Consider the following 14,117-nt stretch of genomic DNA (forward strand, 5'->3'; position numbering starts at 1 on the left):
GGGGGGGTGGGGGGGGGGTGGGGGCGGCGGGGGTGGGTCTGCCTTGGGTTTGGGCGGCTCGACGAACTGACTCAGTATTTCGACCGGAATCACCACTTCGGCGGCGCGGCGAAGCAAACCGCTTTGCAGCGCCCAAAGCGCGGCCCCGTGAAACAGGATGACGCTGCCCGCAATGACGACATTGCGCGACAGGCCGAGAAAGGAGGGGGGAGGGGCAAAGCGGTCAGACACGATCAACCATTCGAATGCGGGCACCGTGAAAGGTGCCCCGATTGCAGCAAAACCGCTACGAGGACGTGTTGTACGTCGCTTGCGTTACTTGCGAAAGATCCACCAGACTGAACCTGCAACCAGGATCAGGCTGCCGCCGAGTGCCGAGAAGAGTTCCATGCCTTGCTTTCCTTGATGGAGTTGGCAAGCTGGATCGCCCTCGGACCGGATTCGCAATTCAAGGCGGCGACCGGATGAGAAGCGCTGCATTGCGCGACGATATCGCGCGCACAACCTTCACACTGGCCACACTGCGTGGCCACGCCCAGTTCGAACTGGACTTCGTCGAAAGTCATGCCCGCACGCACGTGACGTGCGATTTCGCGGTCAGAGACTCGGCGGCAGACGCAAACGATCATGGCGGTGAAAGCGGCAGTTGGCTGGCTGTTGGAAGTGATTGATTATAAATAAGAATCCATCGCATTTGCAATAACCATCTGGTTACAGATTCGTGCGATGCCGAACACGATGACGACTTCCCCCGTCAGACTTCGGACCAGAGCCTCAGAAGATTGTGGTAATGCCCGGTCAAGGCCACGGTTTCTTCGCATTCGCCCAGCCGAGCGCGCAGCTTTTGGATGTTCTGGTCGAGTTCGAACAGCATCCCGCGCTGCTGGTCGTTGCGCACCATGCTTTGCAGCCAGAAGAACGAGCAGACTCGCGCGCCGCGCGTCACGGGATGCACGCGGTGCAGGCTGCTCGCGGGGTAAAGAATCAGGTCGCCGGCCGGCAGCTTGACTTCGTGGGAGCCGTAGGTGTCGATCACCTCCAGCTCGCCGCCTTCGTAATCGTCAGGGTCGCACAGGAAGAGGGTGCACGACAGGTCGGTGCGCAACGGCTGCGCGCTGCCGGGCAGGGCGCGCACGGCGCCGTCGACATGCACGCCATAGTGTTCGCCGCCTTCATAGCGGTTGAAGAGCGGCGGCACGAAGCGCAGCGGCAAGGCCGCTGAGAAGAACAGCGCATGCCGGGCCAGCGCCGCGAGCACTGCGGCGCCAAGTTCGAGGCCCACCGCCGATTGCTCGGGCAACTGTCGGTTGCGCTTGACCTGCGCGCCCTGGTCGCCAACCGTTTCCCGGCCGTCGATCCAGCTCGTTGCTTCCAGCGCCGCGCGCATCTCGCGCACCTGGTCGGGGCTCAGCACATCGGGCACGTGCAGCATCATTTGTCAGGACTCCACAAAGAGAAAAGCCCCGGCGTCGACCGGGGCCCGAGTGTCGCACCGTGCACCCCCGAACTGGGGTGCGGCGCGGTGCCAGCAATGCTCAGAACGCGAAGTTGGCGGTGACCTTGTACGAGCGCGGCACGCCCGGCGTGTAGCGGTAGCCGCTCTTGTTGATGGACGCCACGTAGTCCTTGTCGAACAGGTTGTACACGTTGAACTGGATGTCGATGTTCTTGTTGATGCGGTACGACGCCATGGCGTCGACCACCCAGTACGAATCGACATACGCCGGCGTGCCCACGGCACCGTCGCTGCCGCGCGACAGCTTGCCGTTGTAGCGCGCGCCGCCACCCAGCGTCACGCCGAACGGCAGCTGGTAGGTGGTCCAGAGCGTGAACGCTTTCTTTGGTGTGTAGGCCAGGGCCGTGGAGCCGTCGGCCAATACCGAGGGGCCGCTCAGCACGCGGGTGTTCATGGTGGTGAAGCCCGAAGTCACGCCCCAGTTGTCGGTGATGGCGCCCGACACGCCCAGCTCGACGCCCTGCACGCGCTTCTTGCCGGTCTGGTAGTACAGCTGCGAAACCGAGTCCTGCACCACTTCGTTGCTCACGTCGGTGCGGTACAACGCGGCCGTCAGTGCCACGCGCTTGTTCAGCACGTCCCACTTGGTGCCCACTTCGTAGGTCTTGGCCTTTTGCGGCAGGAAGTCGGTGCGCCCGGCGCTGTTGCCGGTGCCGCCTGCGGCCAGTGCGAAGTTGGCGCCGCCCGGGGGCTGCGCGGCGGTGCCGTAGGCCGCGTACACGCTGCTGTTTTCCGTCGGCTTGTAGACCAGGCCGATCTTGCCGGACAGCAGGTTGTCGGAGAGCTTCAGGTTGGTCGGGGTGATCGTCGTGGTCTGCGGGCCGTTGCCGGCGCGTGCCAGCGTCAGCGCGGTGGCGTCGTACGTGGTGGAGTAGTGGTCGTAGCGCAGGCCGGCGGTCAGCTGCCATTGCTCGTTGAACTTGAGCGTGTCGAACGCGTACAGGCCGATGGTGTCGGTGCTGCCGTCCGAGCCCGTGCCGTTGGCGATGCGGTTGTAGCCGCTCACGTACGGGTTCGGGTTGTACAGGTTGGCCGCGGGCCACGAACCGGCCGCGGCCAGCGTGGTGCCCACGCTGGCGAAGCCCGGCGCGTAGAAGTTGTTGGCGCGCTGCGTCTCGCGAATGAACTCCACGCCGCCGTTGAACGAGTGGGCGATGCTGCCGGTGTTGAACTTGGCCGACACGCTCGTCTGGTTGGTGAAGATCGTGTTTTCCTGGTCCTTGTTGGTGGGCAGGTTGCGCGTCACAGTCCAGCTGGCCGGCAGCGCCGGAATCACGGTGTTCAGGAAGCCCGCGTTGGCGGCTGGCAGCTGCCCCACGCCGCTGGTCGAGGCCGTCAGCCCGCCGCCCATGAACGACGTCAGCATGTAGTCCTGCGAGGTCTTGCCGTAGCGCGTGGTGTTGCGCACCGTGATGTCGGGCGTGAGGTCGTGCTCGATGCGCGCGGTGAACATGTCTGCCGTCACGTTGTCGAAGTCCGAGCTGGTGCCGTAGAAATTGCTCGAATCCACGCGCTGCGCGGCGTTCAGGTAGGTGCGGCGGGCCAGGCCGCTGCGGATCGCGGTGGCGTCGGGCGTGGTGTAGCCCGGCAGGCCGATGGTGGGCACGCCGCCGTCGGGCACGTTGTTCTGCTTGACGTGCAGGTAGTCCAGAAAGATGCGCGTCGGGCTGTTCAGGCCGAGCGCGAGCGAGGGTGCGATCGCTTCGCGCTTGTTCTTGATGAAGTCGCGGCCGGCCACGCCGGCATCTTCCACCACCGCATTGAGGCGGAACGCCGCGCCAATGCCGTTGGCGCTGCTGAGCGACTTGTTCCAGTCGACGCTGCCGCGCTTGAAGTCGGCACTGCCGAAGCCGATGGAGCCGGTGAAGCTGTCTTCCAGCTTGGGCTTCTTGGTCACCAGGTTGATGTAGCCGGTGGGCGAGGTGCGGCCCACGTCGGTGCCCGACGGGCCCTTCACCACCTCGACCTGCTCGATGTTGAACACGTCGCGCGACACCGAACCCAGGTCGCGGATGCCGTCGACAAAGATCGCGCTGGAGCTGTCGAAGCCGCGCATGAACACGGCGTCGCCCGTGTTGGTGTTGCCGTTTTCCCCAAGGAAGAACGTGCCCACGCCGGGCGTGTTGCGCAGCGCCTCGGTCAGCGTGGTCGCGCCCTGGTCGCGAATGATCTGTTCCTTGATGACCTGGATGGTCTGCGGCGTGTTGACCAGCGGCGCGGTGAACTTGGGGTTGGCCGAGGTGTCGGTCTTGTAGTCGGTGACGGCGGCGGAGCCCTGCACCCGGACTTCCGGCAGCGCGTTGGAAGACTGCGCGAAGGCACCCGGTGCCGCAATGGCGATCAGCGTGGCGGCGGCGGCGCCCGACAGTTTTGGAACGGCGTGCTTGCGGCTCTTGATGTAGGCCATGGAGTTTTCTCTGAAAAGGACGGCGAGGAGGACTCGACTGGCGATGTCTCGGCGCGGCGTGCTCTGCGGAGAAGCGGGCGGACTGGCTGGGTGAGTCGATCTACAGAATTTTGCAAATCGACGCGAATGATATTGGTTATCAATACCAAAATGTAGGACAGAGCTGAACTAACCTAAAAGTTATGCGTCGTTTGTTGCTGACGAGCAACTGAACGAATGCTGAAAACCTCAGTACACGTCCCGGCGATAGCGCCCGCTGGCCAGCATCTGGCTCATGAGCGCCTCGCCTGCAATCTGGCGCAACGCAGCGTCGACGCCCGATGCCATGCCCTGCAAACTGCCGCACACGTACACCGCTGCGCCGCCATGCAGCCACTGCAGCAGGGTGTCGCCCGACTGCAACAACCGGTGTTGCACGTACAGGCGTTGCTCCTGATCGCGCGAGAACACCATGTCGAGCCTTTGCAACACGCCACGGGCCTGCCAGGCCTCAATTTCCTCGCGGTACAGAAAGTCGTGGGCCGCTTGGCGCTCGCCGAACACCAGCCAGTTGTCGTGCCGGCCCGCGACAGCCCGGGCTCGCAGGTGCGCGCGCAGCCCGGCCAGGCCGGTGCCGTTGCCGATCAGGATCAACGGCCGCGTCTCGTTGCCGTGCAGGCGAAAGCCGCGATGGGGCCGCACACGCAAGCCCACCGTGTCGCCGATGGCGATCGTGGACGTCAGCAGGCCCGACGCCGCGCCCAGCGTGCCGTCGGGATGCTGCTCTTGCCGCACCAGCAATTGCAGCTCGCCATCGGCGTGCAGCGACGCAATCGAGTAGTCGCGTGGCCGCGCAGGGTCGCTGGCCACGCTGACCTGCACCAGATCGCCGGCCTCCCAGTGCGGCATGGCACCGCCCTGCGGCACCAGCCCCAGGTGGAACGCAGGCGCGCCGGTGCTGCCGGGGTTGAGCAACTCGCGCGTGGCCAGTCGCCACTGCGCGAAGGCGGCGGGCGTGTCTTCGGTGCCGTCTGGCGGCGTGTCGCCCCAGTGCGCTTGCCATGCGGCCAACGCGTCGGGGTCGCTGTTGTCGACCTCGATGCGATCGAACTCGCGGGTTGCACCGGCCGCAAGCAACCATTCGTCGAGCGCGCGGCCGAAGCCGCAGAAGTGCGCGTACTTGCGGTCGCCCAGCGCCAGCACGGCATAGCGAAGCAAGGGCAGGGCAGCGGGGGCGTGCATCACGCGCTCGGTGAACACGCTGGCACCGTCCGGTGCGTCGCCTTCGCCGTAGGTGCTTGCGATGAAGAGCGCGCGCGTTGCCGAGGCCAGCGTTGCGGCACCGAGCGCGTTCAGCGCCATGACGCGCGCGGGCGTTCCCGCCGCGCTCAGTTGCAGGGCGGTCTGCCAGGCGATGGTTTCGGCCTGGCCCGTCTGGCTGGCGAACAGCACCAGCACAGGGGCTGAGGTGCTGCTGGCCGAGAGTGCGGCGGCGTCGCGCTGGCTCGCCGTTCGCCGCTTTCGCTCACGCAGGTAGACGGACGCGCAAAGCGCCCCGTAGGCCACCACGGTCGAGCTGGCGCCCAGCGCGCGCCACGCGATGTCGTTCATGCCCCTGCTGGTGCGGGCCAGGCGCGCGTGGTCTGCACCGCCGGCGACGTGGCGTCATGGCTCACGAACAGCGCGGCTATGTCGTGGCGCTGCGCAAAGTCGAAGCCCTCTTCGGCGCCCAGCACCGTCAGCACGGTGGCCAGCGCGTCGGCCTGCATGCATTCGGCGTGCATCACGCTCACGCTGGCCAGCGCGTGCGCGGTGGGTTCGCCGGTGCGCGGATCGATGGTGTGCGACCAGTCGCGCCCGTCGTGCGAGCGCCGGTGCCACCGGTCTCCCGAGGTGGCGATCGCCATGTCGGCCAGGGCCACGCGGCGCACCGACGCCGGATCGCCGTCGACGAGCACCTGCCAGGGCTGGCCCCCGGGGCGCCGTCCGGCGCCTCGCAGCTCGCCGCCAATTTCGAAGAGCAGGTCGCACAGTCCGAGCGCGCGAAGCGCCGCCACGCCATGGTCGACCGCAAAGCCCTTGGCGATGCCTGACAGATCGAGCGCGAAGCCGCCCGGCTGCAGGAGCGAGCCTTCGGCTGCATCGAACGCCAGGCGTTGCCAGCCCACATGCGCGCGCGCTTCGGCCAGGGCTTGTGCATTGGGCAGCCCGTCGGCTTGCGCTTCAGGGCCAAAGCCCCAGCATGCGACCAGCGGGCCGACGGTCGGGTCGATGGCGCCGCCGCTCGCTGCCACCCAGTGGGCCGCGCAACGCATCACGTCGGCAAACTCCGCAGGCAGCACGTGGCGCGAACCGCTCGGCGCGCGGTTGAAGCGGCCGATGTCCGACTCCGGCTCCCAATGGCTCATTTGCGCGACCACGCGCGCCAGTGCCAATTCGACGCTGCCGCGCACCGCCGCCAGCGGCAGCATGCGCGGGTTGTCGAAGCGCAGCGACCAGGTCGTGCCCATGGTCTGGCCGCCCAGTTGCTGCAAGGTGGCGGGGTCGGCGGGGCGCGGTACGGCCGCGTTGGCGTAGCCGCCCGCGCGCCAGGTGCTGAACGAAAGGCCCAAGGTGCTTGGCTGCCTCAGGGCATCACTTCGAGGGTGGCCGCGTAGCTCAGGCGGCGTTCCTTGGCTTGCGGCACCGTGGTCTTGGTGTCCTTGGTGTTGGCGTCGAGCCAGTACATGCCGGCTGCGGGCCAGGTCACGCTGAACTGGCCCTTGTCGTCGGTCTTCACCTTGAACTCTTCGAGCTTGTCGCGGTACTGCGTGTTGCCGGCCGTCACGCTCACTTCGAGGTCCTTGGCGGGCTGGCCGTCCAGGTGCAGCGTGAAGGTGGCCTTCTCACCCTTGGCCAGGTCGGTCGGGCTGCCGGCGGCGATCAGTTCAAGGCCCTGGCCGATCGGCTTGAGCGCGGAGGGCTTGCCGACCGTCACGAAGGTTTCGATGCGGCCCGACGACTGCGTGATGGTCACGTCCTGCGCATCGGCCGGCACTTCCTTGGCGATGGTTTCCGGCGTGCCGCGCGCGCGCTTGTTCTGGCCGGTGGCCTTGTCTTTCCAGCTCGCGAAGGCACCCGTGTTGATCACGGCAATGCGGTAGGTGCCCGGCTGTGCAACGCTCACGTCGAACACGCTGCGCAGCTTGAGCTTGGTCTCGTTCTCGGCCTTGACGGTGCTGCCGTCGGGCGCGGTGATCTGCAGGCCGTCCAGGCGCAGTGGCGCATGGTTGGCAACGAACAGGTCGTTCGACACCGCGGCGTCGACGCTCACGGTGTCGGCCTTGGAGAACACGGTGGACGACGGCAGCAGCCAGGCGTTGTGCGCCTGGGCCAGCGAGGCTATGGCCGTGAGGGCCACGGCAAGGGTGGCGGTGCGCAGAGAGAAGTGGGTCATGAAAGGTCTTTCAGGGGCGTGTGCGTTGGCGAGCGGTGGATCGGGGCGGGCGCGATCAGGGCTTGAGTTCGAGCTTGATCTCGCCGAGCTCTTCCTTGCCGGTGGCGGTCGACTGCGCGGCGGCTGTGGCGGCGGCGGTGGGCGGCCACTGGAACGGAATGCTCACGACCTCGCGGCCGCCGACTTCGCGCGCGGCTTCCACCACCAGCTTGTAGGCGCCCGGTGCGAGCTTGGGCATGGCCGCGGTGCCTTCGGTGAAATTCAACTGGTGCTTGCCGGCGGGCTTGGTGGCCCCCGTCACGCCGTCGACCGGCACCGCGAGTTCGCGGCCGCCCCGGCGCCACCACTGGCGCAGGTCCTTCAGCCATTTGGTGCCTTCGCCCTCGGGGTTGTTGGTCTTGGTGCGCACGTCGTACCAGACGGCCAGCGTGCCGGCGACCGTGTTGTCGGCGCGCTCGATCCACGTGGCCACATAGGGACGGTGGTACTCCGATGCGTTCAGCCGCGGGATCTCGATGTTGACGGCCAGGCCGGCCGCGAAGGCCGGCGCTGCAAACAGCGCCGACATGGCCAGCGGCGCGAGGGAATAGCGAACGTGCACGGAAAACCTCTTTCCAGAATCAATGAATGAACAACAGCGCGAGCAGCACCGGAATGACCAGCCCCATGCCGACCATCGGCCAGGTGAAGGGGCGGTTGCCCGCGTGCATCTTGAGAATGAACAGCCCGGTGATCGAGAAGACCAGCGCGGCGCCCGCAAAGATGTCGATGAACCAGCTCCACGCGGTGCCGGTGTTGCGGCCCTTGTGCAGGTCGTTGAGGTAGGAGAGCCAGCCGCGGTCGGTGCGCTCGTATTCGATCTCGCCGTCCGACAGGCTCAGCCGCAGCCATGCGTCGCCGCCGGGCCGGGGGAGCGAAAGGTAGATTTCGTCGTCGGACCATTCGGCCTGGCGCCCGGCGGTGCCGATGTCCCAGTGCTTTTGCACCCAGCTCTGCAGTTCGGCGGGCAGAGGCGCCTTGCCTTTCAGGGCCTTGGCGGCGGGCAGTTGCTGTTCGAGCTGTGCGCGCAAGGCTTCGTCGATTGCACCGCTGAGCTTGGTGATGGCCGGCTTGGCCTCGATCTGTGCGGCGTGGTTGAGCGTGAAGCCGGTCACGCTGAACAGGATCATGCCGATCAGGCAGATCGCCGAGCTGACCCAATGCCATTCGTGCAGGGTCTTGAGCCAGTAGGCTCTGCGGCGGTTGTCGGGGCGGGCGGCGGCAGTCATCAGAGGCGCGGATTTTATCCGGGCAAATGAGAATGACTGTTATTCGTGGAGAGTTAAGTTACGTAAAGCAATAAAAAACGGGACCGAAGTCCCGTTGGATGGCAAGCGCGTGGCCTTGCTTATTCGAGTTCGCCCATTTGCGATTGCAGATAGTTCTGCAGGCCGACGCGGCCGATCAGGTCGATCTGGGTTTCCAGGAAGTCGATGTGCTCTTCCGTGTCGTCCAGAATCTTTTGCAGCAGGTCGCGCGACACATAGTCACGCACCGATTCGCAATGCGCGATGCCGGCCTTTATGGTCGCTTGCGCGCCGGTTTCGGCGCCAAGGTCGCAGCTCAGCAGCTCAGGCACGTCTTCACCGATGTTCAGCTTGCCCAGGTCCTGCAGGTTCGGCAGGCCGTCGAGCATGAAGATGCGGTCCATCAGCCAGTCGGCGTGCTTCATTTCGCCGATCGATTCCTGGTATTCCTTCTTTGCCAGCTTGTCCAGGCCCCAATGCTTGAGCATGCGGTAGTGGAGGAAGTACTGGTTGATGGCAGTCAGCTCGTTCTTGAGCTGCGCCTGCAGATGTTCGATGACCTTGGGGTCGCCCTTCATGATCGTTTTCCTTATTCTGAAAGAGGGGATTGTCCGGGGCCTCGCAGGGCCCGCGCAAGCATTCCCCTGCGCAGTCGGTCTGCATGCGTACGAGGCTGATAGGCGTTCGTATTCGGGCGGCAAGCAAAGGCGCAAGGAATGCGAAAACGGCTTTGTCTTTGATAGGGCGCACCCATGCTATCGATAGTGCATTGCTATGAATTTGACTTAATTGGTAGTTATACTCATGGCTCGCAGTTATTTTTGTCCACCCGCAGCATCCAAGGAATCACCATGTCCCTGATCAACACCCAAGTCCAGCCCTTCAAGACCCAGGCCTACCTCAACGGCAAGTTCATCGATGTGTCCGACGAGACGCTCAAGGGCAAGTGGTCCGTGCTGATCTTCATGCCCGCAGCCTTCACCTTCAACTGCCCGACCGAAGTCGAAGACGCGGCCGACAACTATCCCGAGTTCCAGAAGCTGGGCGCCGAGGTCTACATCGTGACCACCGACACGCACTTCTCGCACAAGGTGTGGCACGACACCTCGCCGGCCGTCGGCAAGGCCAAGTTCCCGCTGGTGGGCGACCCGACCCACACGCTGACCAACGCTTTCGGCGTGCACATCCCCGAAGAAGGCCTGGCACTGCGCGGTACCTTCGTGATCAACCCGGACGGCATCATCAAGACCGCCGAAGTGCACTCCAACGAAATTGCCCGCGACGTCAAGGAAACCCTGCGCAAGCTCAAGGCAGCCGTCTACACCGCTGCCCACCCGAACGAAGTCTGCCCGGCCAAGTGGAATGACGGCGACAAGACCATCGCTCCGTCGTTCGACCTCGTCGGCAAGATCTAAGCGTCCCGCGCGAAAGCCCGGGCGCTCACAAGGCCCCCGGGCTTTTTTGGCCCCAGTTGATAGTTTCCAGTTATCGAAAGAGAGTTCCTCATGCTCGACGCAAGCACCAAAGCCCAATTGAAGAGTTACCTCGATCGCGCCACGCAGCCGATCGAGATCGTCGTCTCCCTCGACGACAGCAAGGCCTCGGGCGAAGTGCTGTCGCTGCTGAAGGACGTGGCCGAATCGTCCCCGCTGGTCAAGCTGACCGAAAGCCGCGACGACAACCACCGCAAGCCCTCGTTCTCGGTCAACCGCCCGAGCGAAAACCACGGCCCGCGTTTTGCCGGCCTGCCCATGGGCCATGAATTCACGTCGCTGATCCTTGCGCTGCTGCAGGTCGGCGGCTACCCGCCAAAGGTCGAGCAGGCCGTGCTCGACCAGATCAAGGCGCTCGACGGCGACTTCGAATTCGAGATCTACGTCTCGCTCACCTGCCACAACTGCCCTGACGTGGTTCAGGCACTGAACCTGATGGCGGTGCAGAACCCGCGCATTCGCACCACCATGATCGAAGGCGGCACCTTCCAGGAGGAGGTGAAGGAGCGCCAGATCATGGCCGTGCCCACCGTCTTCCTGAACGGCACCGAGTTCGGCCAGGGCCGCATGAGCCTGGAAGAAATCCTGGCCAAGCTCGACACCAGCGGCGTCGAACGCGAAGCCGAGAAGATTGCCGCCAAAGAAGCATTCGACGTGCTCATCGTCGGTGGCGGCCCCGCCGGCGCGGCTGCGGCCGTGTACGCCGCGCGCAAGGGCATTCGCACCGGTGTGGCGTCGGAGCGTTTTGGCGGCCAGGTGCTGGACACCCTTGGCATCGAGAACTTCATCTCGATCAAGGAGACCGAAGGGCCGAAGTTCGCCCATGCGCTCGAAGAGCATGTGCGCGACTACGACGTCGACATCATGAATCTGCAGCGCGCCAAGGCCCTCATTCCGAACGGTGGTCCGGGCAAGGACCTGATCGAGGTGCAGCTCGAAAGCGGCGCTTCGCTCAAGAGCAAGACCGTCATCATTTCGACCGGTGCGCGCTGGCGCAACATCAACGTGCCCGGTGAGCACGAGTTCAAGAACAAGGGTGTGGCCTATTGCCCGCACTGCGACGGCCCGTTGTTCAAGGGCAAGCGCGTGGCAGTGGTGGGTGGCGGCAACTCGGGCGTGGAAGCGGCCATCGACCTGGCCGGCATCGTGGGCCATGTCACGCTGATCGAGTTCGACACGCAACTCCGTGCCGACGCGGTGTTGCAGCGCAAGCTCAAGAGCCTGAAGAACGTCGACATCTTCACCAACGCGCAGACCACCGAGATCACCGGCGACCAGAAGGTCAACGGCCTGGTCTACAAGGACCGCGCCACGGGCGAACTGAAGACGGTGGCGCTGGAGGGCGTGTTCATTCAGATCGGCCTGGTGCCCAACACCGACTGGCTCAAGGGCACGGTGGAGCTTTCCAAGCACGGCGAGATCATCGTGGATGCGCGCGGCCAGACCTCGGTGCCCGGCGTGTTTGCGGCGGGCGACGCCACCACGGTGCCGTTCAAGCAGATCATCATTGCGGCGGGCGACGGCGCTAAGGCTGCGCTGGGCGCGTTCGATCACCTGATCCGCACATCGGCCCCAGCATAAGTAAGCCTTAAGTTGTTTAGATGAGAATTATTCTCATACAATAAAAGGCTTGGGCCGAACCCGTTTTCGGCCCCTCATTGCCAGCCAGGTCGGCCCGCGCAGCAGCCTGCGCTCGAAGGTCCAGCAAGCAGTTTTTCAACTGTTTTCTGGACCTTTTTCGTGGCCGCCCAAAACAACCTTCGTCCTGCTTTCCGCCCAAAGTTCCGCCTGGCCCTGCTGCCGTGCCTGATCGCCTCCGGCCTCGGCCTCGCGGCCCCCGCGTGGGCCCAGCGCGTCGCCGCGCTCAATGAAGTGGTGGTGAGCGGATCGCGCTCGGAGCAGGCCAGGGACGACCTGCCCGTGAGCACCGAAGTCATTGGCCGCGACGACATCGAATCCAGGCAGATCACCGACATCCGCGACGCGGTGCGCGACCTGCCCAACGTGTCGGTCAAGCGCGCACCCGCGCGCTTCGGCCTGGCGCAGGGCAGCACCGGGCGCGACGCCAATGCGGGCTTCAACATCCGCGGCCTCGACGGCAACCGCGTGCTCATGCTGACCGACGGCATCCGCACGCCGCGCAGCTATGTGTTCAGCGCCAATGCGTTCGGGCGCGACTACTTCGACTTGAGCCTGGTCGAGCGCATCGAGATCATCAAGGGCCCGGCCTCCGCGCTCTACGGCTCCGACGGCCTCGCGGGCCTGGTGAACTTCATCACGCGCGATCCGTCGTCGTACCTGCGCGACGGCAAGACCTTTGGCGGCAGCGCCACCATCGGCTACAGCGGCGACGACAACGGCACGCACGGCGGCGTCACGCTCGCGGGCAAGGCGAACGACACGCTGCAGTGGCTCATCTCGGCCAACATGGGCCGCTCCAGCGCGCTGGAAAACATGGGCACGAACAACGCGGCCAACGTCGATCGCACCACACCCAACCCCGAGCGCGACCGCAACAAGGCGCTGCTGGCCAAGGTCATCCTCACGCCCAACGCCGACCAGCGCCACGGCTTCACCTTCGAGCACGTCGACAAGACCGCCCGCTACGACCTGCTGTCGGGCCTTGCCAAGCCGCCTTACGCCTCCACCTCGGTCGTCGGCCTGAACGCGAAGACCGACCTGCAGCGCGACCGCTTCACCTACGACGGCCGCCTGCGGCTTGATTCCGCCATGGCCGACAGCCTGCTGGCCGTGGTGAGCTACCAGAAGGCGAAGTCGCGCGAGTTCATCTACGAAGACCGCTACACCGCCGCCGACCGCACGCGCGACGTCACCTACGACGAGAGCACCTGGCAGCTCGGCCTGCAGGCCGACAAGATGGTGCGCATGGGCGACTGGGCGCAAAAGATCACCTACGGCGTCGACTACACGCGCACCAACGTCGAGAACCTGCAGACCGGCCTGGTGCCGCCCGCCGGCGAGAGCTATCCGCTCAAGCGCTTTCCCGACACGCGCGAAACCTCGTCCGCGTTCTACGTTCAGGACGAGTTCATTCACGACCGCTGGAGCATCACGCCGGGCATTCGCTTCGACCGCTTCTCGCTCGACGCCAAGCAGGCCGGCTTTGGCGCGCAGGCCGTCTCGTTGTCGGGCTCGGCCGTGTCGCCCAAGCTGGGCGTGCTGTTTCGCGCCACGCCGCAATGGAGCATCGACGGCAACTACGCCTCGGGCTTCAAGGCGCCCAACGCGTTCCAGGTGAACAACTTTTTCGAGAACGTGATCTCGGGCTACAAGACCATTCCCAACCCGAACCTCAAACCCGAGAAGAGCCAGAACATCGAAATAGGCACGCGCGGGCGCACCGGTGTGCTGCGCTACGACGTGGCCGTGTTCACGGGCGACTACAAGGACCTGATCGAGAACGACCGGCAGGTGGGCGGCGTGTTCGGCTCGCGCACCAATCCGGCGACTTTTCAGTCGGTGAACATCGGGCGCGCGCGCATCAGCGGCTTCGAGTTCAAGGGCGAACTCGACTTCACTCGAGACGGCAACGGCTTCTCGGTGCCCTTTGCCTACGGCCAGACGCGCGGGCGCGACCGCACCAACAACCGGCCGCTGAATTCGATCGACCCGAGCAAGGCCAGCGTGGGCATCAAGTACCAGGCGCCGGCATGGAGCGTGCGCCTGGACGCGGTGAACCACGCGCGCAAGAAGTGGTCCGACATCGACGCGACCGAGGTCACGACGGGCACGCAGTTCCAGACGCCCGCGGCAACCACCTTCGACATCAGCGCCCAGTGGCGCATCACGAAAGACCTGCGCCTGAACGCGTCGCTCACCAACCTCACCAACAAGCGCTACTGGATGTGGAGCGACGTGCGCGGCCTGACCGCGACCTCCCCGATTCGCGACGCTTATACCCAGCCGGGCCGCAGCTTCAACGTGTCGCTCGTGGCGGACTTCTGATGGACCGCTTGCCGCTCTCACCCCAAGGAAACCC

Annotated in this window: 12 protein-coding genes and 1 pseudogene; 3 read left to right on the forward strand and 10 right to left on the reverse strand. The window is 65.2% G+C overall.

Annotation, left to right across the window (positions count from 1 at the left end; all coding sequences use genetic code 11):
* The 10 genes and pseudogenes from VLK31_RS05455 to bfr form a co-directional block, all read right to left on the reverse strand.
* A pseudogene (locus VLK31_RS05455) lies at window positions 1-234 on the reverse strand (energy transducer TonB); the annotation flags it as partial.
* Between the two features lie 122 nt (window positions 235-356).
* Window positions 357-629, reverse strand: a complete 273-nt coding sequence (locus tag VLK31_RS05460) for a bacterioferritin-associated ferredoxin (RefSeq protein WP_126025895.1) — start codon at window positions 627-629, stop codon at window positions 357-359.
* Window positions 630-754: 125 nt separating this feature from the next.
* Entirely contained in the window at window positions 755-1,435 is a 681-nt protein-coding gene (locus VLK31_RS05465) for a Fe2+-dependent dioxygenase (RefSeq protein ID WP_409167375.1), read from the reverse strand.
* 100 nt (window positions 1,436-1,535) lie between these two features.
* A complete protein-coding gene (locus VLK31_RS05470; protein WP_409167376.1) occupies window positions 1,536-3,923 on the reverse strand; it encodes a catecholate siderophore receptor Fiu in 2,388 nt (795 codons plus the stop codon).
* 228 nt (window positions 3,924-4,151) lie between these two features.
* The gene (locus VLK31_RS05475) at window positions 4,152-5,513 is read right to left on the reverse strand and encodes a sulfite reductase subunit alpha (RefSeq protein ID WP_409167377.1); all 1,362 of its coding nucleotides are present in this window, start codon (window positions 5,511-5,513) and stop codon (window positions 4,152-4,154) included.
* Complete coding sequence (locus VLK31_RS05480; RefSeq protein ID WP_409167378.1) at window positions 5,510-6,514, reverse strand: FAD:protein FMN transferase; 1,005 nt, start codon at window positions 6,512-6,514, stop codon at window positions 5,510-5,512. The genes VLK31_RS05475 and VLK31_RS05480 overlap by 4 nt, the downstream gene beginning before the upstream one ends.
* A 14-nt stretch (window positions 6,515-6,528) precedes the next feature.
* Window positions 6,529-7,338, reverse strand: a complete 810-nt coding sequence (locus tag VLK31_RS05485; protein WP_409167379.1) for a DUF4198 domain-containing protein — start codon at window positions 7,336-7,338, stop codon at window positions 6,529-6,531.
* 55 nt (window positions 7,339-7,393) lie between these two features.
* Window positions 7,394-7,939: a DUF2271 domain-containing protein gene (locus tag VLK31_RS05490; RefSeq protein ID WP_409167380.1), complete on the reverse strand. Its 546-nt coding sequence runs from the start codon at window positions 7,937-7,939 to the stop codon at window positions 7,394-7,396.
* Between the two features lie 19 nt (window positions 7,940-7,958).
* Window positions 7,959-8,606 carry a PepSY-associated TM helix domain-containing protein gene (locus tag VLK31_RS05495; RefSeq protein WP_409167381.1) on the reverse strand — a complete coding sequence of 216 codons (648 nt, stop codon included), beginning with the start codon at window positions 8,604-8,606 and terminating at the stop codon, window positions 7,959-7,961.
* 119 nt (window positions 8,607-8,725) lie between these two features.
* On the reverse strand, window positions 8,726-9,202 hold the full coding sequence (gene bfr / locus VLK31_RS05500; protein ID WP_409167382.1) for a bacterioferritin: 477 nt from the start codon (window positions 9,200-9,202) through the stop codon (window positions 8,726-8,728).
* Between the two features lie 273 nt (window positions 9,203-9,475).
* On the opposite strand from bfr, the gene ahpC reads away from it, so the two are divergent.
* The 3 genes from ahpC (at window position 9,476) to VLK31_RS05515 (ending at window position 14,083) form a co-directional block, all read left to right on the forward strand.
* On the forward strand, window positions 9,476-10,039 hold the full coding sequence (ahpC, locus tag VLK31_RS05505; protein ID WP_056520682.1) for an alkyl hydroperoxide reductase subunit C: 564 nt from the start codon (window positions 9,476-9,478) through the stop codon (window positions 10,037-10,039).
* A 90-nt stretch (window positions 10,040-10,129) separates the two neighbouring features.
* Window positions 10,130-11,698 (forward strand): alkyl hydroperoxide reductase subunit F, encoded by a 1,569-nt coding sequence (gene ahpF / locus VLK31_RS05510; RefSeq protein ID WP_409167383.1) that lies wholly within the window; start codon window positions 10,130-10,132, stop codon window positions 11,696-11,698.
* 159 nt (window positions 11,699-11,857) lie between these two features.
* On the forward strand, window positions 11,858-14,083 hold the full coding sequence (locus tag VLK31_RS05515) for a TonB-dependent hemoglobin/transferrin/lactoferrin family receptor (RefSeq protein WP_409167384.1): 2,226 nt from the start codon (window positions 11,858-11,860) through the stop codon (window positions 14,081-14,083).
* Window positions 14,084-14,117: the final 34 nt, after the last annotated feature.

Source organism: Variovorax sp. H27-G14 (assembly GCF_046156345.1).
Taxonomy (GTDB): domain Bacteria; phylum Pseudomonadota; class Gammaproteobacteria; order Burkholderiales; family Burkholderiaceae_C; genus Variovorax.

Excerpts from the sequence above, each read along its gene's own strand:
- VLK31_RS05475 (WP_409167377.1), bottom strand. The coding sequence starts at position 5,513 with ATGAACGACATCGCGTGGCGCGCGCTGGGCGCCAGCTCGACCGTGGTG.
- VLK31_RS05460 (WP_126025895.1), bottom strand. The coding sequence starts at position 629 with ATGATCGTTTGCGTCTGCCGCCGAGTCTCTGACCGCGAAATCGCACGT.
- VLK31_RS05465 (WP_409167375.1), bottom strand. The coding sequence starts at position 1,435 with ATGATGCTGCACGTGCCCGATGTGCTGAGCCCCGACCAGGTGCGCGAG.
- VLK31_RS05470 (WP_409167376.1), bottom strand. The coding sequence starts at position 3,923 with ATGGCCTACATCAAGAGCCGCAAGCACGCCGTTCCAAAACTGTCGGGC.
- VLK31_RS05485 (WP_409167379.1), bottom strand. The coding sequence starts at position 7,338 with ATGACCCACTTCTCTCTGCGCACCGCCACCCTTGCCGTGGCCCTCACG.
- ahpF (WP_409167383.1), top strand. The coding sequence starts at position 10,130 with ATGCTCGACGCAAGCACCAAAGCCCAATTGAAGAGTTACCTCGATCGC.
- bfr (WP_409167382.1), bottom strand. The coding sequence starts at position 9,202 with ATGAAGGGCGACCCCAAGGTCATCGAACATCTGCAGGCGCAGCTCAAG.
- ahpC (WP_056520682.1), top strand. The coding sequence starts at position 9,476 with ATGTCCCTGATCAACACCCAAGTCCAGCCCTTCAAGACCCAGGCCTAC.
- VLK31_RS05495 (WP_409167381.1), bottom strand. The coding sequence starts at position 8,606 with ATGACTGCCGCCGCCCGCCCCGACAACCGCCGCAGAGCCTACTGGCTC.